The 19,057-nt window shown below is 61.0% G+C and carries 22 protein-coding genes; 10 read left to right on the forward strand and 12 right to left on the reverse strand.

From position 1 onward, the window contains the following. Positions 1 to 48: 48 nt before the first annotated feature. The 3 genes from OB03_RS06795 (at position 49) to dxs (ending at position 3,211) form a co-directional block, all read left to right on the forward strand. A complete protein-coding gene (locus tag OB03_RS06795) occupies positions 49 to 303 on the forward strand; it encodes an exodeoxyribonuclease VII small subunit (RefSeq protein WP_461343623.1) in 255 nt (84 codons plus the stop codon). 73 nt (positions 304 to 376) lie between these two features. Next, positions 377 to 1,222: a polyprenyl synthetase family protein gene (locus tag OB03_RS06800; protein WP_461343639.1), complete on the forward strand. Its 846-nt coding sequence runs from the start codon at positions 377 to 379 to the stop codon at positions 1,220 to 1,222. Between the two features lie 105 nt (positions 1,223 to 1,327). Beyond that, positions 1,328 to 3,211, forward strand: coding sequence for a 1-deoxy-D-xylulose-5-phosphate synthase (dxs, locus tag OB03_RS06805; RefSeq protein ID WP_461343624.1), 1,884 nt, complete (start codon positions 1,328 to 1,330; stop codon positions 3,209 to 3,211). 35 nt (positions 3,212 to 3,246) lie between these two features. Here dxs and OB03_RS06810 read toward each other — a convergent pair whose 3' ends face one another. From OB03_RS06810 to folE, 5 genes are all read right to left on the reverse strand, one after another. Further along, positions 3,247 to 3,504, reverse strand: coding sequence for a DUF6953 family protein (locus OB03_RS06810; RefSeq protein ID WP_461343625.1), 258 nt, complete (start codon positions 3,502 to 3,504; stop codon positions 3,247 to 3,249). Beyond that, positions 3,501 to 3,707 (reverse strand): YodC family protein, encoded by a 207-nt coding sequence (locus OB03_RS06815; protein ID WP_461343626.1) that lies wholly within the window; start codon positions 3,705 to 3,707, stop codon positions 3,501 to 3,503. Before OB03_RS06815 ends, OB03_RS06810 begins: the two co-directional genes overlap by 4 nt. A gap of 63 nt (positions 3,708 to 3,770) precedes the next feature. Beyond that, entirely contained in the window at positions 3,771 to 5,603 is a 1,833-nt protein-coding gene (locus OB03_RS06820; RefSeq protein WP_461343627.1) for a gamma-glutamyltransferase family protein, read from the reverse strand. A gap of 142 nt (positions 5,604 to 5,745) precedes the next feature. Continuing rightward, a complete protein-coding gene (locus OB03_RS06825; RefSeq protein WP_242913895.1) occupies positions 5,746 to 6,174 on the reverse strand; it encodes a biopolymer transporter ExbD in 429 nt (142 codons plus the stop codon). 223 nt (positions 6,175 to 6,397) lie between these two features. Beyond that, entirely contained in the window at positions 6,398 to 7,012 is a 615-nt protein-coding gene (gene folE / locus OB03_RS06830; RefSeq protein WP_461343628.1) for a GTP cyclohydrolase I FolE, read from the reverse strand. 156 nt (positions 7,013 to 7,168) lie between these two features. Between folE and cysS the strand changes: the two genes are divergently transcribed. Both cysS and OB03_RS06840 read left to right on the forward strand, forming a co-directional pair. Further along, positions 7,169 to 8,620 carry a cysteine--tRNA ligase gene (cysS, locus tag OB03_RS06835; RefSeq protein ID WP_242913897.1) on the forward strand — a complete coding sequence of 484 codons (1,452 nt, stop codon included), beginning with the start codon at positions 7,169 to 7,171 and terminating at the stop codon, positions 8,618 to 8,620. A 317-nt stretch (positions 8,621 to 8,937) separates the two neighbouring features. Continuing rightward, a complete protein-coding gene (locus tag OB03_RS06840) occupies positions 8,938 to 9,147 on the forward strand; it encodes a cold-shock protein (protein ID WP_242913898.1) in 210 nt (69 codons plus the stop codon). An 81-nt stretch (positions 9,148 to 9,228) separates the two neighbouring features. Here the strand turns inward: OB03_RS06840 and OB03_RS06845 are convergent, their stop codons facing one another. The 4 genes from OB03_RS06845 to OB03_RS06860 form a co-directional block, all read right to left on the reverse strand. After that, positions 9,229 to 9,396, reverse strand: a complete 168-nt coding sequence (locus OB03_RS06845; protein WP_461343629.1) for a hypothetical protein — start codon at positions 9,394 to 9,396, stop codon at positions 9,229 to 9,231. A 56-nt stretch (positions 9,397 to 9,452) separates the two neighbouring features. Beyond that, on the reverse strand, positions 9,453 to 9,701 hold the full coding sequence (locus OB03_RS06850) for a type 1 glutamine amidotransferase family protein (RefSeq protein ID WP_461343630.1): 249 nt from the start codon (positions 9,699 to 9,701) through the stop codon (positions 9,453 to 9,455). Positions 9,702 to 9,775: 74 nt separating this feature from the next. Continuing rightward, entirely contained in the window at positions 9,776 to 9,955 is a 180-nt protein-coding gene (locus tag OB03_RS06855; protein WP_461343631.1) for a hypothetical protein, read from the reverse strand. Positions 9,956 to 10,161: 206 nt separating this feature from the next. Beyond that, positions 10,162 to 11,454, reverse strand: a complete 1,293-nt coding sequence (locus OB03_RS06860) for a lytic murein transglycosylase (RefSeq protein WP_461343632.1) — start codon at positions 11,452 to 11,454, stop codon at positions 10,162 to 10,164. Between the two features lie 271 nt (positions 11,455 to 11,725). Here OB03_RS06860 and ykgO point away from each other — a divergent pair, with 271 nt between their 5' ends. The 3 genes from ykgO to OB03_RS06875 all read left to right on the forward strand — a co-directional run bounded on the left by ykgO (position 11,726) and on the right by OB03_RS06875 (position 12,713). Then, a complete protein-coding gene (gene ykgO / locus OB03_RS06865; RefSeq protein ID WP_003165750.1) occupies positions 11,726 to 11,851 on the forward strand; it encodes a type B 50S ribosomal protein L36 in 126 nt (41 codons plus the stop codon). A 223-nt stretch (positions 11,852 to 12,074) separates the two neighbouring features. Beyond that, a complete protein-coding gene (gene gapR / locus OB03_RS06870; RefSeq protein ID WP_461343633.1) occupies positions 12,075 to 12,344 on the forward strand; it encodes a nucleoid-associated protein GapR in 270 nt (89 codons plus the stop codon). 24 nt (positions 12,345 to 12,368) lie between these two features. Then, positions 12,369 to 12,713 carry a hypothetical protein gene (locus OB03_RS06875; RefSeq protein WP_242913901.1) on the forward strand — a complete coding sequence of 115 codons (345 nt, stop codon included), beginning with the start codon at positions 12,369 to 12,371 and terminating at the stop codon, positions 12,711 to 12,713. 2 nt (positions 12,714 to 12,715) lie between these two features. Here OB03_RS06875 and OB03_RS06880 read toward each other — a convergent pair whose 3' ends face one another. Continuing rightward, a complete protein-coding gene (locus tag OB03_RS06880) occupies positions 12,716 to 13,360 on the reverse strand; it encodes a hypothetical protein (RefSeq protein ID WP_461343634.1) in 645 nt (214 codons plus the stop codon). Positions 13,361 to 13,451: 91 nt separating this feature from the next. Between OB03_RS06880 and OB03_RS06885 the strand changes: the two genes are divergently transcribed. After that, entirely contained in the window at positions 13,452 to 14,048 is a 597-nt protein-coding gene (locus OB03_RS06885; RefSeq protein ID WP_461343635.1) for a DUF805 domain-containing protein, read from the forward strand. 20 nt (positions 14,049 to 14,068) lie between these two features. On the opposite strand, the gene OB03_RS06890 is transcribed toward OB03_RS06885, so the two are convergent. Both OB03_RS06890 and OB03_RS06895 read right to left on the reverse strand, forming a co-directional pair. Further along, on the reverse strand, positions 14,069 to 15,544 hold the full coding sequence (locus tag OB03_RS06890; RefSeq protein WP_461343636.1) for a sigma-54-dependent transcriptional regulator: 1,476 nt from the start codon (positions 15,542 to 15,544) through the stop codon (positions 14,069 to 14,071). Between the two features lie 130 nt (positions 15,545 to 15,674). Then, the gene (locus OB03_RS06895) at positions 15,675 to 17,438 is read right to left on the reverse strand and encodes a DUF4153 domain-containing protein (protein ID WP_461343637.1); all 1,764 of its coding nucleotides are present in this window, start codon (positions 17,436 to 17,438) and stop codon (positions 15,675 to 15,677) included. A 79-nt stretch (positions 17,439 to 17,517) separates the two neighbouring features. On the opposite strand from OB03_RS06895, the gene OB03_RS06900 reads away from it, so the two are divergent. Beyond that, the coding region (locus tag OB03_RS06900) for a M3 family oligoendopeptidase (RefSeq protein WP_461343638.1) at positions 17,518 to 19,057 on the forward strand (1,540 nt) is incomplete at its 3' end.

Raw genomic sequence — 19,057 nt, forward strand, 5'->3', positions numbered from 1 at the left:
GGCGGCATGAGGATTGAACCGCCTGCCACACGGCTCTAGTTTGCCGCCATGACCGAAGCGACCTTAAACACCGTTCCTGCTGATCTCAGCTTTGAAGATGCCCTGCAAAAGCTGGAGGGTATCGTCTCGCGACTGGAATCCGGTCAGGCCGGTCTGGAAGAATCCATCACGCTCTATGAGCAGGGTGCCCAACTCAAAGCGCATTGCGAGGCTCGCCTGAAGGCCGCCCAACTGCGGGTCGAGAAGATTGTGGTCGGCCCCGATCAACAGGCTACCGGCACCCAAGCTGCCGACTTCGGTTGATCTCGTCGTGACCATCCTTGCGGCGAATTCGCCCGAACAAGCCGTGATTGATCGTGTCGCCGATGTGGCTGACATGGTCACCGTGGCGCTCGACAAACTTCTTCCGCGCGGCTCTGGCCCCGAGGCTCGACTGACCGAAGCCATGCGCTATGCGGCGCTGGGTCCGGGCAAACGTTTGCGTCCGTTCTTCACCATGGAAGCAGGCCGTCTGTTCGACCTCGATGAGGGTGAGCTGCTGCGCGCCGCCTGTGCGCTGGAGTGCATCCACGCCTATTCGCTGGTGCACGACGACCTTCCGGCGATGGACGACGACGACATGCGTCGCGGGCGTCCGACCGTGCACATCGAATATGACGAGATGACCGCCATCCTCGCAGGCGATGCCCTACAGACGGTCGCTTTCGAGATCATGGCTGACGAATCTACCCACGCGGACCCCGCTGTGCGCTGTGAGCTGGTTCGCCGGCTGGCCGTAAACGCCGGTGCGGAAGGCATGGCCGGCGGCCAGATGATCGATCTGCTGGGTGTACGCGACGATTTGGGCGGGGTTGCGCGTATGCAGCGCCTCAAGACCGGTGCCCTGTTCGCCAACGCCTTTGAAATCCCGCTTATCATGGCCGACGCCAGCGATGCCCAGCGCCAGGCGCTTCTTGGTTTCGCGCACGACATCGGTCTGGCCTACCAGATCGTTGACGATGTGCTGGATGCCGAAGGCTCGGCCGAGGAAATGGGCAAAGCTGCGGGCGGCAAGGATGCTGCTCTGGGCAAGATCAATTTCGTTACTCTGCTGGGCGTGGATGCTGCGCGACAACGGGTCGCGCATCTGGCCGATCAGGCCCGCGCCCACCTTGATCTGTTCGGCCACGATGGCGACATCCTCAAGGCCAGCGTGGATCTGGTGCTCAAGCGCCGCTCATAATCCATCGTTTCTGCACAAGACTTTGATACGAACCGCCATGACCCTTCGCGGGTTATGGCTATTATCGACCTTCGCGTCCCAGCCTTTGAAGGCTATTAAGCCCCTATGCCGAATACCCCTTTGCTCGACACCGTAAGCTTCCCGTCCGACATGAGCGGGTTTGATATCCCGCAACTGAAACAGTTGGCGGACGAGGTGCGCGCCGAAACCATCGATGCTGTCTCGGTGACGGGCGGGCATCTGGGCGCGGGCCTAGGTGTGGTCGAACTGACGGTCGCGCTGCATCACTTGCTGGATACGCCCAAGGACATCCTGATCTGGGATGTCGGTCACCAATGCTATCCGCACAAGATTCTGACGGGCCGTCGCGACCGTATCCGCACGCTGCGTCAGGGTGGTGGACTGTCGGGCTTCACCAAGCGCTCGGAGAGCGAATACGACCCGTTCGGTGCCGCCCACGCCTCTACCTCGATCTCGGCGGGTCTGGGCTTTGCCGCTGCCCGCGATCAGCAGGGCGAGAACAACAAGGTCGTGGCCGTCATCGGTGACGGCTCGATCACGGCGGGCATGGCCTATGAGGCGATGAACAACGCCATCGAGGCGACGGACGGCCAGTTCATGGTCATCCTGAACGACAACGACATGTCGATCGCCCCGCCGGTCGGCGCCATGAGCGCCTATTTGGCCAAACAGGTTTCGGGCGACGCCTATCAGCGCGTTCGCAACTTCGGTAAGAAGTTCGTCGACCACATGCCGCGCCCCATCCGCGAGACCGCGCGCAAGGCCGAGGAATACGCCCGCGGCATGGTTGCCGGCGGCACCTTCTTCGAGGAACTGGGCTTCTACTACATCGGTCCGATTGATGGTCATGACATGAACCATCTGGTGCCGATCCTGAAGAACGCGCTGGCCATCACCGACAAGCCGGTGCTGGTCCACGTCGTGACCCAAAAGGGCAAGGGCTATGCCCCTGCCGAGAACAGCGCCGACAAATATCACGGCGTGGTCAAGTTCGACGTGGAGTCCGGCAAGCAGGCCAAGGCCATCTCGAACGCGCCCAGCTACACCAAGGTGTTCGGCACCGAGTTGATCAAGCACGCAGCAACCGATCCGAGCATTGTCGGCATCACCGCCGCCATGCCGTCGGGCACGGGCATTGACCTGTTCGGTCAGGCCTTCCCGGATCGTGTGTACGATGTGGGCATTGCCGAACAGCATGCCGTGACGTTCGCAGCCGGTATGGCTGCCGACGGCATGAAGCCGTTCTGCGCCATCTATTCGACCTTCCTGCAGCGCGGTTACGATCAGGTCGTCCACGATGTGGCCATTCAGTCGCTGCCGGTGCGCTTTGCCATGGACCGTGCGGGTCTGGTAGGGGCTGATGGGGCCACCCACGCCGGATCGTTCGATATCGGCTTCATGGGCGCTCTGCCGGGCATGGTGCTGATGGCCGCCGCCGACGAGGCCGAGCTGGCCGCCATGATCTCTACCTCGCTGGAAATCGACGACCGCCCGTCGGCCTTCCGCTATCCGCGCGGTGACGGCGTAGGCGTGGAAATCCCCGAACTGGCCAAGCCGCTGGAAATCGGTAAGGGCCGCATCGTCAAGGAAGGCACCAAGGTCGCCATCCTGTCGCTGGGCACCCGCCTGCAGGAAAGCCTGAAGGCCGCCGAAACGCTGGAACAGGCCGGTATCTCGACCACGGTCGCCGACGCCCGCTTCGCCAAGCCGCTGGACGAGGAGCTGATCCTGCGTCTGGCACGCGAGCATGAAGTGCTGATCACGGTGGAAGAGGGGGCTATGGGCGGCTTCGGTGCCTTTGTGCTGCAGATGCTGGCCGAAAAGGGCGCTCTGGATCGCGGCCTCAAGATCCGCACCATGCACCTGCCGGACATCTTCCAGGACCACAACAGCCCCGCCGCCATGTACGACGAGGCTGGCCTCAACGCGAAGCACATCGCCGCCAAGGCCATTGAGGCGCTGGGGTAATGTTAAAGGCCCTGCCGATAAAGCAGGGCGTTCATCTACTGCTGTCGACCGGGTTGGTCCGTAGTAAGGCGCATCCGCCAGAATTTATCGCTTCTCTCGTATACTGCCTGCGGCGTTAGCTTGTTAAAAGCTTTGAGAACGTCCTTTCCGACGCAAGCATTGCTATTTGCGTCGTAATACGCGAGCTGCTCTTTATTATATTGTAAGAGGTAGCTTGCAGCAGTTTCCTGATAAAGAAATCCACAATTTTTAAACTGCTGAAGCATCCATTCAGCGGCTTCATCTATGGTCATTGGGGTGTGACGTAAAGTTCTAGTACTTCTTCGACGTATTTTCCGCGTTCGGCGTTAGCGCCCTTGAACCATTGGCAAGTATATTCTTCATACTTACTGGCACTGAACGAGTTCATAGGTTCCCCTGGTACGTGTGCAATCGTCATTGCAGGGCCTCCAGACTTGAGTCTGACAACGTCACCTTTTTGAAATTTGTTAGCCATATGGTTCTCCGTTTGAAGTTAGATATGGCTACGCTTTTAGGGGTATCAAGGTTATTTTTAAATTTAATAAGCCAGCGCCAACCCGTCCTTACGCATCTCTGATGCCGCGCCATACGTCCAGCGCCCGTCGGAGTTTTGCTGCATCATGACATTCTGATAGCCGCCGAAGCCGCCGTCGGGCTCGCCTAGGCTCCAGCCCATTTCGGTCAGGCGGGCCTTGGTGGCGGCGGGGACGCCGCTTTCCAGATGCAGCTTGCCCGAGCCAGCGGCGGCGGGCTCTCCGGTCGGCTCGGTGGTGCCATAGTGCTGCCAGCGCGGTGCATCGCCCGCTTCCTGCGGGTCGAGGCCATAATCGACCATGTTGATGATGATCTGGGCCTGTCCCTGCGGCTGCATGCCGCCGCCCATGACGCCGTAGGCCATCCACGGCTTGCCATCCTTGCAGGCAAAGCCCGGAATGATGGTGTGGAAGGGGCGTTTGCCGGGGGCGTAGATGTTGGGGTGGCCGTCGGTGGTGGCGAACATCTCGCCACGGTTCTGGAACATGAAACCCAGAGTGCGGCCTGCGCCGTCATCGGCCACCAGACCGCAGCCCATGCCGCGATAGTTGGACTGGATCCAGCTGACCATCATGCCGTCGCTGTCGGCGACGCTGAAATAGGTGGTGTCGCCCTGCGTCGGCGCATCGCCGGGGAAGACGCGGTCCATCACGCGGTTGGGGTTGATCAGGCGGGCGCGCTCGGCGGCATAGGCCTTGGAGTTCAGCCATTCGACGGGCGTTTCGCTGAAACGGGCGTCGGCGAACCATTTGGCACGGTCCTCGAACGCCAGACGCTTGGCCTCGGCCTGATGGTGGATCGAGGCCGCCGACTGGAAGCCCATGGCCCTCAGGTCAAACTGTTCGCAGATGTTGAGGAGTTGGTTGGTCGACAGCCCCTGAGTGTTCGGGCCAAGACCATAGACATCCACGCCGCGATAGTTGGTTCGGATCGGCTCGACCCACTCGGTCTGGTGGGCATTCAGGTCTGCCTTGGTCATCCAGCCGCCGATGCGGCTGAAATAGCCCTCGATGGCATCGGCAATGGGGCCGTTATAGAAGGCGTCGCGCCCGCCCTCGGCGATCAGGCGCAGGGTGCGGCCTAGATCGGGGTTGGCGAATATCTGGCCCGTCTTGGCGGTCTCGCCATTGGGGGCATAGACCTTGCGGCGGTTGTCGTGTTCTTCGATCACATCGCGGTTGCGCTCGAACACAGCCATGTTGCGCTCGAGATAGAAGGCGATGACCTGCGGCACCGGAACGCCCTGTTCGCACAGCTCGGCGACGGGCAGCAGCACATCCTTCCACGGCAGCTTTCCGTATTTCTGGTGGGCGCTCCACCATGCATCGACCGTACCGGGCACATTGACCGTCACCGCCCCATAACGGGGCAAGAGGCCATCCTTGGCGCGGCTGCGAACGGTCTCCAGCCCCAGCAGGCGAGGCGAGGGGCCGGAGCCGTTAAAGCCCACGACCTTGCCCTGTTTCGGGTCCCACAGCATGCAGAAGGCATCGCCGCCAATGCCATTGCCGGTGGGTTCGAGGAAGCCAAGCGCCGCGTTAATGGCGATGGCAGCGTCGATCGCCGATCCGCCGCGTTTCAGCGTCTCTATGCCCATAAGGGTGGCGATGGGGTGCGCGGTCGCCGCCGCGCCATGCTGGCCCCAAACGGTCGAGCGTCCAACATACTTCGCCCCCGTGATCCGGTCGCCCATGCCGACCACCTGGTCAGGCGGCGTGGGGGCAGGGCGGCTGCGCGGTGCGGGCGGTGTCGCCTGCGTGGCGCTTGCATTGGCGGGCAGGGCTCCGGCCAGAGCGGCTCCGGCGGGCAGGGCGGTCAGGAAGGTGCGACGACGCATGGGATGATCCCCCTCAGGATACTGAGCCTGCATTGGGGGATGAACTTGGCAGTCGCGCAAGGGCCAAGCTGACGTTCAGGCAAAGAAAAAGGGCTGCATCCGAAGATGCAGCCCTTAAATCCGTAGGCGATGAAGCCGAAGACTATTCGATGTCTTCGTTCAGCAGGCCGACCTTGAACATGCCGTTTTCCTGCAGGGTGTTCATCACTTCCATGAACTCGTTGTAGGTCACGTCAGCCTGAGCGCGGACGAAGACGCGTTCTTCGCGGCAGTCAGCGACAGCGCCTTGAGCGGCGCAGACGTCAGCAGCCAGAGTCGGCAGAGCCGTCTTCTTGTCTGCGATGTACAGGTCACCACCGTTCTGGATGGAGACGTAAACCGGTTCTTTCGGCTTTTCGTTCGAAGCCGAAGGCACTGCCGGCGGCAGGTCCAGCTTGATCGAAACGGTTGCCATCGGTGCCGCGACCATGAAGATGATCAGCAGAACCAGCATAATATCTACGAACGGAGTGACGTTGATCTCAGAGTTCTGAGAAGCACCACCCTTACCGCCACCAAGCTTCGCACCCATGCGATCTCGTCCTCATCATGGCCCAACCGATACGGCGGGCTGCACTGAAAGTCTGGATTAGTTCTTGGCGTCGGATTGACGGCTTGTAAACCCGTCTTTCGGCCCAAAACGTCACAGGACGAAATAAGCTTGCGAAATTAGGGGGTGAAACTTCGCACAGCGAATGAATTCATCCCCTTGAACGCGATACGCAAACCGTTGGTCTGCGAAATGGAGGCGTGAATCAGCCTTTGGCCAGCTTCAGGAATCGCTCGACCAGAGCGTTGTCCTGTTTGAATACGCCGGTGAAACGCGTCGTTACGGTTGTGACGTGGCGGTGATGCACGCCACGGGTGGTCATGCACTGGTGGGCCGCATCGACCATGACCGCCACGCCCTTGGGCTGCAGGTGCTGTTCAATCGCCTCGATGATGTCGTTGGTCAGGGTTTCCTGATTTTGGAGGCGGCGGGCGAAGATCTCGACCACTCGGGCCAGCTTGGAGATGCCGACAACCTTTTCGCCCGGAATATAGGCGACCCACGCCTTGCCGAGGAACGGGGCAAGGTGGTGCTCGCAGTGGCTCTCGACCTCGATCTCCTTGAGGATGACCATGTCGTCATAGCCGGTCACGTCCTCGAACGTGCGCGACAGTTCCTTGGAGGCGTCGGCGTCGTAACCGTCGAACCATTCGCTATAGGCATCAACCACGCGCTTTGGCGTGTCGATCAGGCCCGGACGATCAGGGTTGTCGCCAGCCCACGCGATCAGGGTGCGCACGGCCTCCAGCGCCTGTTCGCGGCTGGGGCGCACGATAGCGCCTTCATTGGCGGCGAGAACGGGCTTGGCGGGCGTGGTCATGAAGATCGTTTCCGAGGGGGACGCGTTTGCGTCCCGTGAATATAGGCGACTACCGCACCCCTAATGGTTTATCAGGACGCGCGGACTGTTTATCAGGCCGCTATATGGGACGTTTGGTACGTCCTGCAAGAAAACTCGCACAAAGACTTTTATACAATGGCCCTGCATATCTATGACACCCTGCGCCGTGAAAAGCGCCTGTTCGAGCCGCGCGATCCGAACCGGGTGACACTCTATGTGTGTGGTCCGACCGTTTACGACTATGCCCACATCGGCAATGCGCGCCCGCCGGTGGTGTTCGACGTGCTGGTCCGTCTGCTGCGCAAGACCTATGGCGAGGACAAGGTGATCTATGCGCGCAACGTCACCGACGTGGACGACAAGATCAACGCCAAGGCCGCCAAGGAAGGCGTCGCTATCGGCGAAGTCACCTCGCGCTATGAAGCAGCCTATTTGTCGGACATGGCGCTGCTGAACGTATCGCCGCCGGACATGGCCCCGCACGTGACCGACCATATGGATGCGATCATCCAGCAGATTCAGGCCATCATCGACAGCGGCTGCGCCTATGCTGCCGAGGGACATGTGCTGTTTGATGTGTCGTCCTATCCCTCCTATGGCGCTCTGTCGGGCCGCAATCTGGATGACATGATCGCCGGTGCCCGCGTGGAAGTGGCTCCCTATAAGAAGAACCCGCACGACTTCGTGCTGTGGAAGCCGTCCAAGAAGGACGAGCCGTCTTGGGCATCTCCGTGGGGCGAGGGACGTCCGGGCTGGCACATCGAATGCTCGGCTATGATCGAGAAGAACCTCGGCCTACCGATCGACATCCACGGCGGCGGTATCGATCTGGCCTTCCCGCACCACGAGAACGAAATCGCGCAGGGCGTCTGCGCCCACGGTCATGCACATGCCGACCACGCGCACGATGAATACGCCCGCTACTGGATGCACAACGGCTTCCTGACGGTGGACGCCGAGAAGATGTCCAAGTCGATCGGCAACGTCCTGCTGCTGAACAACCTTGTGAAGGCCATGCCGGGCGAGGTTGTGCGTTGGGCCCTGCTGAGTGCCCACTATCGCCAACCGCTGGACTGGAACCAGAACCTGCTGGAACAGTCGCGCAAGAACCTAGACCGTCTGTACGGCGTGCTGCGCGATGCCGACGCCAAGCTGAGCGACTTCGACTACGACACGCTCGAAGAGCCGGAAATGGAGTTGGCCGAGCAGGAGTTGAATCCGTTGCTCGATGCGCTGGACGACGACCTGAACACGCCCGGTGCCATTGCCCAGTTGTTCGCTCTGGGTAATGCCCTACGCGACCTGCTGAACGATGCCGAGGCCGACATCAATGATTTGGCCATGGCCCGCTGGAGCCTGCGCGAAGGTGCTGATCTGCTCGGTGTGTTGTCCATGACGCCCGAGCAGTGGTTCACCGGTGGTGACGATGCCCTGAAGGTTGAGGTCGAAGCCCTGCTGGAGCAACGCGCTGCCGCCCGTGCTGAAAAGAACTGGGCCGAGGCGGACCGCATTCGGGATCGTCTCAACGAGCTCGACGTCGTGGTCATGGATGGCCCCACCGGCGCGACGTGGCGCGTGAAGGGCTAAGCTTGTTGCCCCAAGAAAAGTTGAAGCCCCGTGGTGAAAACCGCGGGGCTTTATCTTTTTTGTGCTCAAGTTTTTGAGGGCTGATTTCCTAGAAATGCTGGGGATTTTGGCGGAATGACGAAATGTATTTCTTGTCGCGACTTATTTATTTTCGATTTGGCACTTGAATAAAAATCAAAAAGGCGCATCTTGGTTTTGTCGAAAATCTCTGCGCAACGCTCTATCTTCTTTGTTCGCATTGAGATCTACCGTTCCCCTAGACCCCGACAGTCCTCAGAAATGTTTTCTGACGATTTCTTTCTACGGAGGTCATTCAAATGGCTACTGGTATCGTCAAGTGGTACAACCCGACTAAAGGTTTTGGTTTCATCGCTCCTGACCAAGGCGGCGGCGACGTGTTCGTTCACGTCTCGGCAGTTGAGCGTGCAGGCATGAATGGCCTGAATGAAGGTCAAGCCGTGTCGTACGAGCTGGAGCGCGACCAGCGCTCGGGCAAGACCTCGGCCGGTCAACTGCAAGCGGCCTAAGCCCGCTTCTCCGGAAAGGCCTTAGGCCTGCTGGAATGCAGATTTGAAAAACCCCGCTGGCAACAGCGGGGTTTTTTTATTTCAGGCCGCCTGTGAGGATGGCAGGATGAAGGGGGAGATGGCGTTCATCGCCAAATCCACATGAATCTGCTTCTCGCCCACGGGGGCCACATAGAAGATGGCTTCCTCGGCGTCCTTCATCGTTGCCATGGATGCGATCATCCAGGCCGCAAGATATTGCGACGCCATACAGCCGCCTGCCGTTGCCACGCGTCCGTGAGCGACTAAGGGGGCCTCGATTACATTCACGCCAGCCTCGACGACCCATGGCTTGGTCGCTTGATACCGCTCCCCACCAGCACGGCATCGGCCTCGGGCAGAAACTCCAGACCCCTCTGACCGGTAATGGTGACCCCGTTCATGGAGGTGACCTGCGGGGTCGGGGTGGTAATCAGTGCCTCCCACCCCTTTGCGCGCATGCGGTTGAGGATTCCGGCTGCGATAAAGGAATCCAGCTCGTTGAAGCCATCGAGGGTGAGAACGGCGATTTTCATAAGCTGAAGCTCAGTTAAAAACGCCGTCCGTCTATGGGGTAGTTCACCTTCCGCGCGGCGAATTCATTATCCAGCTATTCGTTGCGCTGTTTGAAATGCTGGATGCGTTCGCCGGTGGACTGGCCCACGCCCGAGTTGTCCACCTGTACCGTCGCAATGCCTTTTGCGGCCAGTGCTTCTGCCAGCAGGCCCATGCTGCGTGCACCCGAGATCCTCTGGTCGCGGGTATGCGGCCCGTTGCCCTGCACGTGCACCAGCGGCCTTGGGGCAACCTTCGGGCAGGGTGAGGGTGTCGGCCAGCACAGCACCACCCGCAGGAATGCTCAGCTGTACATCGCGGACCTGTGCTGTTGCCACCCACCAAAAGGAATGAGGCGGCAAGTCCGGCGAGCAAGGCCGATCATCCGATGCCCGCAGCAACCAAAAGACCCGCTCCGGTGGGAGCGGGCCTCTATGCCGATCAGCGTGCGCGGCGAATGAGTTCTTCGGCCAGCGTATCAGTCAAATAGCCATCAGCGACACGGCCGTTAGCAGCCTGCCAGCGGCGCAGGGCAGCGCGGGTGTTGGCACCGATTACACCGTCGACGCCTTGGGTGTCGTATCCCATCCTGGTCAGGGCCGTTTGGGCACCGACGCGCTGTTCGCGGGTCAAGGGACCGTCGTTGGGCCAAGTCGCCGTCAGGCCCGGCTTGCCGGTCACGCCGTCGGCAATCATGCCGATGGCCAGCGCATAGCTGACCGAGTTGTTATAGCGGCGGATGACATAGTGGTTGGGCAGGGCCAGAAATACCGGACCGCGTGCGCCCTGTGGCAGCAGGATGGTCGCGCCCTCGGCCATTTCGGCTTCGTTGAGTTGCTGGTTGTTGGCCAGACGAACGCCACGCGATTGCCAATACGACCACGGATGCTTGGGACCTTCGGCTTCGGTGTAGTCGAAGTTGGACGGCAGGATGACTTCATAGGCCCAGCCCTGACCACGCTTCCAGCCCGCTTGCGCCAGCAGGTTGGCTGCGGAAGCCAGAGCGTCTGCGTCCGAACCCCAGATGTCGACCTTTCCGTCTTCGTTCTGGTCGACGCCCAGCTTCAGATAGTTGTCCGGCATGAACTGGGTCTGGCCCATGGCTCCGGCCCAGCTGCCCTTCAGGCCGGCGCGGTCTCGCTTGCCGTCCACAACGATATCAAGCGCGTATTTCAGTTGCTCCTCGGCCCAGGCGCGGCGGCGGCCATCATAGGCAAGGGTGGCCAGAGAGCGAATGACGTCAAAGTCGCCCTGAACGGCACCGAAGGCGCTCTCCTGCGCCCAGATGCCGAGCAGGATCTCGGTAGGCACGCCGAATCGTTGCGGCACAGACCACGGCACGCGGTCTACCCGCTGGCGAGCCATGGCGATTCGTGAGGGCGCGGTGGCGTTCTGGATATAGGTGCCGGCCGGACGCGAGAATTCGGGTTGGTTGCGATCCAGTCGGATCACGCTGGCATTGGGGGTAAGACCCTCCAACTCTCGGGCGTACTCCCAGCGACGGTTCCCGCCGTGGCGATCAAGAAAGCCATTGCGCCACTGGTCAAAGCTGACGGCGTCATAAGCACCGCTGAGGTCCGTTTGGGCCGCTGGTGTCGTGTTCGTGGGCTCTGCCGGCGGGGCGACGGGCGTTCCGGACTGCGGGGGGGCAGTGGGGGCGGGAGCGGTCACGGGCACGATAGGTGTGCAGGCTGCAACCGATGCCACCAACATCAGGCGGAGGGTAATACGCATGAACACTAGGGTAACGTCCTCAAAATTCTCGACCACTCACAAGTGCGCGAAAGGAAAAGGGGTTTCCGTGAAAAGACTTAATGCGCGTTAAACTTCCGGCGCAATTCCCGCAGATATGGTGATTTCACCGCCTTCGGGGACTTTGTAAAAAGGCGTCCGGTGTTGACGTCGCGGCCATAGCTCTCTATAGGCACCGCTCCGCCGCGGGTTTGCTCGCGGCTTCGTTATTTTTCCGCCCTCACGGGCCTCCAATCATACGGGACGTCCGACCATGAAGGTCCGTAGCTCGCTGAAGTCGCTCAAGGGTCGCCACCGCGACTGCAAAATCGTTCGCCGCAAGGGCGTTCTGTACGTGATCAACAAGACCGATCCGCGCTTCAAAGCCAAGCAAGGCTAAGGAACGCGTGACGCCGCCGCTTCTTACGAAGCTGCGGATGTCTAGTTGGTGGACACACAGTTCCACAAGGCCATGGGCTCCGGTCCATGGCCTTTTTCGTGCGTGGAATCAGGTCACAGCGAATCCGCTACGGTGTTTTTCGAATCTGTGGGTTGAGCCGACGGCGCGGGCGTGATTAGTCGCCAGCCAATCTTTCCTTTCCCGAGATCGCCGGAGGTCCACCTTGGACGATGCATCCTTCGAAAACCCAGACGTCATGACCGCCGCGGCCCAAGGCCGTCTGCGCACCATCATCGAGCGCATCGAGCGCCTCGAAGAAGACAAGAAAGCCGTCATGGAAGACATGAAGGAGGTCTTCGCCGAGGCCAAGGGCGAGGGCTATGACGTGAAAGTCCTGCGCAAGGTCATCCGCATCCGTAAGCAGGACCGCGCCAAGCGTCAGGAAGAGGAAGCAATCCTCGACCTGTACCTGTCGGCTCTGGGCGAAGTTTAAGCCCCTTGGGCCTTGGCGACGCGCTTGAAACGAAAGCCGCCACCCAGTCCCTATGAGTTACAGCGCAAGGCTGCCCAGCGGGCGGCCTTGAACGCTCTGAAACGCGCCCGCCGCTCTGCTGAGAAGGCGGGCGTTTCGCTGTCCGAATGGGAGGACGAGTTCCTCACCTCGGTCAGCGAGCGGGTGAAAGAACACGGCCGAGCCTTTGGCGATCCCGAACTGGGTGGCCCCGGTCAGGCTCTGTCGGCGATGCAGGGGCGTAAGCTTAAAGAGATTGCCAAAAAGGCTATTGGCGAGGACAACGGCCCGCCACAACGAAAACGAGGGGCACGCAAACCGTACCCCTCGCGCGATATCAACGACGAATAGTCTTACGGCAGCTTCCCAACGCTCATGGCGTTCAGGAACGGCGCATAGGCCGCTTCCCCCGCAGCCAGACCCACAAGGTTGTCCTGCTCAATATTCATCGTCAGGGCGTAGCGGTCTTTGACCGTGCCGATCAGGGTGCCGACCTTGCCGCCAGTGTCCTTGGCTTCGACCTCGATAGCGTAACGCAGGCCGTTGCCTTCCTTTACGGAGGACAGGAAATCGGGACCGCCCATTTCCGCCAGTGCGGCGGGGGCAGCCTTGGCCATCTCCTCGATACCTGCGGTCATCTGTAGCGCCGTCTTGGCGGCTTGCAGCGGCAGGGTGCGTCCCATCTCGGCCATCTGCGCCATGCCTGCGGGCACGTCTCCGAGGGGGCCTTGGGAATCGACGAGGATGATTGAGGTGCTGCTACCGGCTTCGCCCCACACCATCTCCACGGAATAGGCTTCGCAGTTGATCGCCGTGACCGGCTTGCCGCCGATGGCTACGGCGTCGGGCATTGCGGGCAGAAGGGGGTGTCCCTCGCAACTAGCAGGAAGAGCCAAAGCGGGCTGTGCAGCGGTCTCGCTGGTTGCGGATTGCGGTGACTGGCCACAGGCGCAGAGCACCAACGCGGCGGCCATGACGGTGTAGGCTGATTGTTTCAAAAACCCCTCCTCATCTCAACAATGGCAAAGGTTTCAGCATGCTTCGCTGCTTGCTCCAAATCAGAACAATGTCACATGTCGCGAAGGGGGAATGTTGATGAACAGTATTGCTAGGGGCTTCAAAAAGCTGCGGGATTTTCAGGGTCGTGATCGTCGATCCGAGTTTTGGCCCTATGCAGGGGTGATCATGGCGGTCAGCATGGTTCTAATGACTGTCGCCATTGTTCCGGCCATGCTCCAGCAGTTCGACCAGACGCTAGCCTTTGCAGAAGCGAACCCTGACCAAGCGAGCGTCTACCGTTCTGCCACCAACGTCCATGTCGTCATCCATGATCCGGCGGGGATGCCGCCGATGGATTACAGCGGGATGCTGGTGCCTTTGGCCATCATGCTGGTTGTCGTTGCGCTGTTGCTGTCTGCGGCGGTGACGCGTAGGCTTCATGACCGGGGCTTGTCGGGGCGCTGGGCCCTAATTCCCTTGGCGCTTTATGGCGTGGGCATCGTGTTCTGGATGCGCATGTTGGCCTCGATGTTGACCGACGCAACCGGCGACCCGTCATTCATGATCACCTTCATGCTGAACTTTCTTGTTCTAATGCTGGGTCAGCTGTCCTTGATTGCGCTGGTGATCGTACTGGCCCTCAAAGGAAAAACCGGTCCCAACCGCTACGGGCCGGAACCGGTTTGAAGGTTCGGGGAGGTTAGCGGTTAGCCCGCTTCCTTAATGTGGTCCTCAAGGCCCTGTTCGCGAACCTTGCGGTACAGGGTCGAGCGACCAATGCCGAGACGGCGGGCGATTTCCGACATATGGCCGGAATAGACTTCGATGGCATGCTGGATTAGATCGCGCTCGATCTCTTCCAGCGTGCGGACGTGGCCGCGCTCGTCGGTAATGCGGATCGGGCTATCGGGCGCGGGAGATGAGCTTTGAGCCGTTTCGGTCGAGGTTGAGAGGGCTTCGCCGTCGGGGCCTTCCATGACCGCGACCGGAGCATCCAACGGAGCCGCAACGCCCGAGATTGCCGGGAAGTCGTGCGGCTGCAACATCGGAGAATCGGCCAACACCAGCGCGCGATAGATGGTGTTCTCCAACTGGCGCACGTTGCCCGGCCAGTCATAGGCCTGCAGCAGGGCCATCGTCTCCGGCGAACAGCCGACGATGCGCTTGCTCTCTTCGATATTGAAGCGGGTGATGAAGTGGTCGATCAGGGCGGGAATGTCCTCGCGGCGCTCGCGAAGGGCAGGGGCCTCGATCGGGAAGACGTTCAGGCGATAGAAAAGGTCTTCGCGGAATGCCCCTTCCTTTACCTGCTGGGCCGGATCGCGGTTGGTCGCCGAGACGATACGCACGTCGACCTTCACGGGACGCTTGCCGCCCACCGGATCGACTTCGCCTTCCTGTAGGGCGCGCAGCAGTTTGACCTGGATATCCAGCGGCAGTTCGCCGATTTCATCGAGGAACAACGTGCCGCCATTGGCCTCTACGAACTTGCCGGCGTGCTTTTCATGGGCTCCGGTGAAGGCACCCTTTTCGTGGCCGAACAGGATGGACTCAACGAGGTTCGCCGGCAGCGCACCGCAGTTGACCGCGATGAACGGCTTGCCCGCGCGGGGGCTAGCACCGTGCAGGGCACGGGCGATGACTTCCTTACCGACGCCGCTTTCCCCGGTGATCAGAACGGGAATGGACGACTTGGCGGCGCGGGATCCTAGGGCCTTGACCATGCGCATCGGCGGGCTGTCGCCGACGATGTCGTCAAAGCTGGTGCGGCCGGTGGTGCGCTTCTTCAGGCGACCGATCTCGGCGGTGAGCTGCGTCATCTGCAGGGCGTTGCGCACGCCAACCAGAAGGCGCTCGGGACCGACGGGCTTGATGAAGAAGTCCTGCGCACCGGCCTGCATGGCGCGGACGACGGTTTCGATACCGCCATTGGCCGTCAGCACGATGACAGGGATGTTCACCCCCGCCGTGCGCAGTTCGGCCAGCGTCTCGAGGCCCGACGGACCACCCGGCATGACAAGGTCAAGCAGCACCACATCGGCACCACCGCCCTTGGTCAGGCGGTCGATGGCTTCGCCACCATTTTCGGCGTGGACGACGGCATAACCTTCACGCTCCAGAACCGCCTGAATCAGGCGGCGCTGGGTCGGATCATCGTCGACAACCAGAACGGTCTTGGCCATGGGTAGACACCCCTCACATCACTTAGTGCCGTCTTATTTTGACGAGGAACGGTCACTGATGTTCCTGTCTCTAAACGGCACTAATGAAGAACGGGTTTCCCAAAAACACTAGCTAAGTTAATGGCTAAGCTTAACGAGAGGTTGCGCTGCAATCGTGTTCTACCGCGAAATCAAACACCTTACCGTCCAGCTCCATCGGAACGGGGCCAAAGGGCGGTAACAGTTTCGGCTCGGTCAATTTTATTTTTTCGCCGTCTCCGGGGATCGACCGGCATGCATCGCGGGGTTGGTACATGCCAACGCGCTTCCAGTTAGCTTCGCTGTCCCGTTTGTACACGCCAAAGCTTGAGCCATTATAGTTCACGACGACCTCCGGTGTGCCATCGCTGTCCACATCCAGAAGGCGCGCCGCGCACTCTTGTGCCGTGCAGATATTGGGTGGCGGGAAGCCTTCCGGGGCTTTGGTGCCCTCGGGATAGAACACGATGCGAGAGGGCTGGTCGGGCTGGTTGACCTGCGTATAGCGATTGTCTAGCGCCGCCTTGGCACGTTTGGCGATCTCCGCATCCTCGGACTTGGCCAGTTCCTCGAGCGCCGCACGGCCTCGCGCGCCGGACTGCCAGCCAAGCCAGCGATAGGGAATGTCGTCCGCATCAAGGGTCGGCGACTTCAAGCGCGAAAGCTGGCTGTTGATCGATAGCTGCATCGGGTTCAGCCAAGGCGTCGAATAGGCCAGCAAGGTCGCGGCAGTTACCGCTCCCACAGCCACATTGGTGCGCTCCAATAGCGGCAGCCAGCCTTCACTGCGTCCCGCGCCCACGAACTGTGCGGCGACATACCCCAAGGCGTACATCAGCCCGATCATCGCGCCGGTAATGGCGATTACGCGCTCGACCGTCAGACCATATTGGCCGATGCGCACCCCAACGGCCCATAGCGCGAACAGGGTCATCGGCAGCAGCAACACACAGCCCACGCGCATAATGATGCGCAGCATGCCAGATCCGGACAGGTGTTCGGTCCCGTCCTGATAGACAGTGTTGATCAGGATAATCAGGCCCGCAGACGAAGCCAGCATCAGCCCTGCGGGGCTGAGCGAGGTATTGAGCTTGGAAAAGCCTGCGATAGGCAGGGCGATCAGGAAGGCACCGGCCAAAAGCACGGCGACGGGCAGCAGCCACGAAAGCAAGGTCAGCGCGACCGTGCGGATACCCTGCGTCAGGCCTTCGCGCACATCGGTGAGTTCCACGCCCAGCGCGAACACCAGAGACGAGGCAAAGAATACGAATGCCTTGTTCTCTATAATGTCTTCTACGACGCCTATGCCAATGGCGTTGAACAGGGCCGCACCCAGCCAGAGGATGAGCCAGAAGACGCCGAGGAACATCAGCGCCAACACAAGCTGGATGCCTGCCTTCCAGGCCGTCTCGTAATAGTTCGCATAGGGGGCGACGATCTGGCCCGACTGGACAGCCGGCACGATCAGGTGATGCGCACAGAACAAGGCTGCGGGCAGGCACACCATCATGACAGGGAAGCTGTAGGCGTTATCGATCAACCCGCTGGCCAATCCCAAACCGCCCAGTATAGCCGTAGCGATGACGCCCCAGATGACCGTCGCCCGAACGGGCATCTGACCGACTGCCGCAAGCCAGACAGGCGGAGCGAATGAAGCGACAAGCGCCCACGCTGCTAGGGGGCCTGTGTTGATGTCCCGAAACTCGGTCGCGCGATAAAGGCCGAAGAGCAATGCGCCCTGAAGCAGGCCTACCGCCAACCGGAAGATCAGCCGCCCTGTCCCGTCGTCGTCGCGCTGCCGCCCCAGTCGCGGTCTGGCATTCGGTGAAAACAGGTGGTCCATGGTGGTGCCCCGGTCGATATTTGCGCGGAGCATGACACAGAACAGCAGTCTAACAAGGGATGAAGCCCTGAAACCCTTGTCAGCGCAGCATCCAGACCCCACAAACATAGTTATGAACGCGCCCGTCAAGCCGACCGAATTCGCCGACGCCCCCCTATGGGACCTGTCTGACCTCTATGCCTCGCGTGAGGATGCCCGCATCCAGACCGATCTGGATCGCGCCCGTGCACTGGTGGACCAGCTCAATACCTATCAAGGCAAGTTGACCGCACTGTCGGGTGCCGAGTTGGGTCTGGCGCTGGACGAGGTGATCCGCACCTATGAAGAGGCCAGCGAGATCCTCGGGGCGCTGGGCGCATTTGCCTTCCTCGGCGCTTCGACCGACCGCGAAAATGCGCAGGCCCAGAGCTTTGAAGCCGATGTGCGCGAAAAGATCACTGCCATCGCCACGCCGACCGTGTGGGTGACGCTGGAAATCAACCAACTCGACGACGAGGCCGTGAAGGCCGCTCTCGAAGCGCATGAACCTGCCCGCCGCTGGGCACCGTGGCTGCGCCGCCTGCGGGCGATGAAGCCGCATGAACTGTCCGAAGAGCTGGAAACCTTCATCGCCGAGCGCGGGCCGCTACAGGCCCAGTGGTCGCGCCTGTTCGACGAGACGCTGGCGGCGCTGCGGGCGGATGTGGACGGCGAGAAGCTGACCCTGTCCGAAGGGTTGAACCGCCTGACCGATAAGGACGAGGCCAAGCGTGCCGCTGCGGGCAAGGCTATGACCGAGGCGTTCAACGGCATCACCCGCACGATGGGTATGGTGCTGAACACCATCGCCGCCGAAAAGGCGCTGGAGGATCGCAAGCGCGGCTTCAAACGCCCCGCCGACAGCCGCCATCTGGCCAATGAAGTGCACGGCGAGTCGGTGGATGCGATGGCCGAGGCCGTGGCCGAAGCCTATCCGCGCATCGCTCACCGCTATTACGCCCTGAAGGCCAAGCTGATGGGCAAGGACAAGCTGAACCACTGGGACCGCAACGCGCCCATCGGTCAGGCTGGATCGAAGACCTATGACTGGCAGGGCGGCAAGGAACTGGTGCTCAGCAGCTTTGCCGATCTGGGCGGTGATTTTGCCGAACGCGCCAACTGGTTCTTTGATCGTCCGTGGATCGATGCGCGTCCGCGTGCGGGCAAGCAGTCAGGGGCCTATTCGCACCCTGTGACGGCGAGCGCCCACCCCTATGTTTTCCTGAACTGGATGGGTGAGCGCCGCGATGTGCTGACGCTGGCGCACGAACTGGGCCATGGCGTTCACCAGACGCTGGCGGCGGGGCAGGGTGGCCTGCTGGCCGACACGCCGCTGACGCTGGCCGAGACGGCTTCGATCTTTGCCGAGGGTCTGACGTTCGACCGTCTGCTGGCCGAGGCGACGGACGAGGACCGCCGCGCCCTGCTGGCGGGCCGTATCGAGGATGGTTTGAACACGGTGGTGCGCCAGATCGCCTTCCACCGCTTCGAGACCCGATTCCACGATGAACGCGCCAAGGGCGAAGTCTCCGTCGAACGCATCAACCAGATTTGGACCGAGGAACTGACGGCCAGCCTTGGTCCGGCGGTTGACCTTGAAGGCTACGAGAACTGGTGGGCCTATGTCAGCCACT

It is taken from the genome of Brevundimonas sp. GN22 (assembly GCF_054824005.1).

Bases quoted from the DNA above. Each gene is read 5' to 3' on its own strand.
- OB03_RS06810 (WP_461343625.1), bottom strand. From the start codon at position 3,504: ATGACCATAGATGAAGCCGCTGAATGGATGCTTCAGCAGTTTAAAAAT.
- OB03_RS06895 (WP_461343637.1), bottom strand. From the start codon at position 17,438: ATGCTCCGCGCAAATATCGACCGGGGCACCACCATGGACCACCTGTTT.
- OB03_RS06850 (WP_461343630.1), bottom strand. From the start codon at position 9,701: ATGAAAATCGCCGTTCTCACCCTCGATGGCTTCAACGAGCTGGATTCC.
- dxs (WP_461343624.1), top strand. From the start codon at position 1,328: ATGCCGAATACCCCTTTGCTCGACACCGTAAGCTTCCCGTCCGACATG.
- OB03_RS06840 (WP_242913898.1), top strand. From the start codon at position 8,938: ATGGCTACTGGTATCGTCAAGTGGTACAACCCGACTAAAGGTTTTGGT.
- OB03_RS06845 (WP_461343629.1), bottom strand. From the start codon at position 9,396: ATGGCGTCGCAATATCTTGCGGCCTGGATGATCGCATCCATGGCAACG.
- OB03_RS06825 (WP_242913895.1), bottom strand. From the start codon at position 6,174: ATGGGTGCGAAGCTTGGTGGCGGTAAGGGTGGTGCTTCTCAGAACTCT.
- OB03_RS06815 (WP_461343626.1), bottom strand. From the start codon at position 3,707: ATGGCTAACAAATTTCAAAAAGGTGACGTTGTCAGACTCAAGTCTGGA.
- OB03_RS06860 (WP_461343632.1), bottom strand. From the start codon at position 11,454: ATGCGTATTACCCTCCGCCTGATGTTGGTGGCATCGGTTGCAGCCTGC.
- OB03_RS06885 (WP_461343635.1), top strand. From the start codon at position 13,452: ATGTTGATGAACAGTATTGCTAGGGGCTTCAAAAAGCTGCGGGATTTT.
- folE (WP_461343628.1), bottom strand. From the start codon at position 7,012: ATGACCACGCCCGCCAAGCCCGTTCTCGCCGCCAATGAAGGCGCTATC.
- ykgO (WP_003165750.1), top strand. From the start codon at position 11,726: ATGAAGGTCCGTAGCTCGCTGAAGTCGCTCAAGGGTCGCCACCGCGAC.
- OB03_RS06795 (WP_461343623.1), top strand. From the start codon at position 49: ATGACCGAAGCGACCTTAAACACCGTTCCTGCTGATCTCAGCTTTGAA.
- OB03_RS06890 (WP_461343636.1), bottom strand. From the start codon at position 15,544: ATGGCCAAGACCGTTCTGGTTGTCGACGATGATCCGACCCAGCGCCGC.
- cysS (WP_242913897.1), top strand. From the start codon at position 7,169: ATGGCCCTGCATATCTATGACACCCTGCGCCGTGAAAAGCGCCTGTTC.
- OB03_RS06820 (WP_461343627.1), bottom strand. From the start codon at position 5,603: ATGCGTCGTCGCACCTTCCTGACCGCCCTGCCCGCCGGAGCCGCTCTG.
- OB03_RS06800 (WP_461343639.1), top strand. From the start codon at position 377: ATGGTCACCGTGGCGCTCGACAAACTTCTTCCGCGCGGCTCTGGCCCC.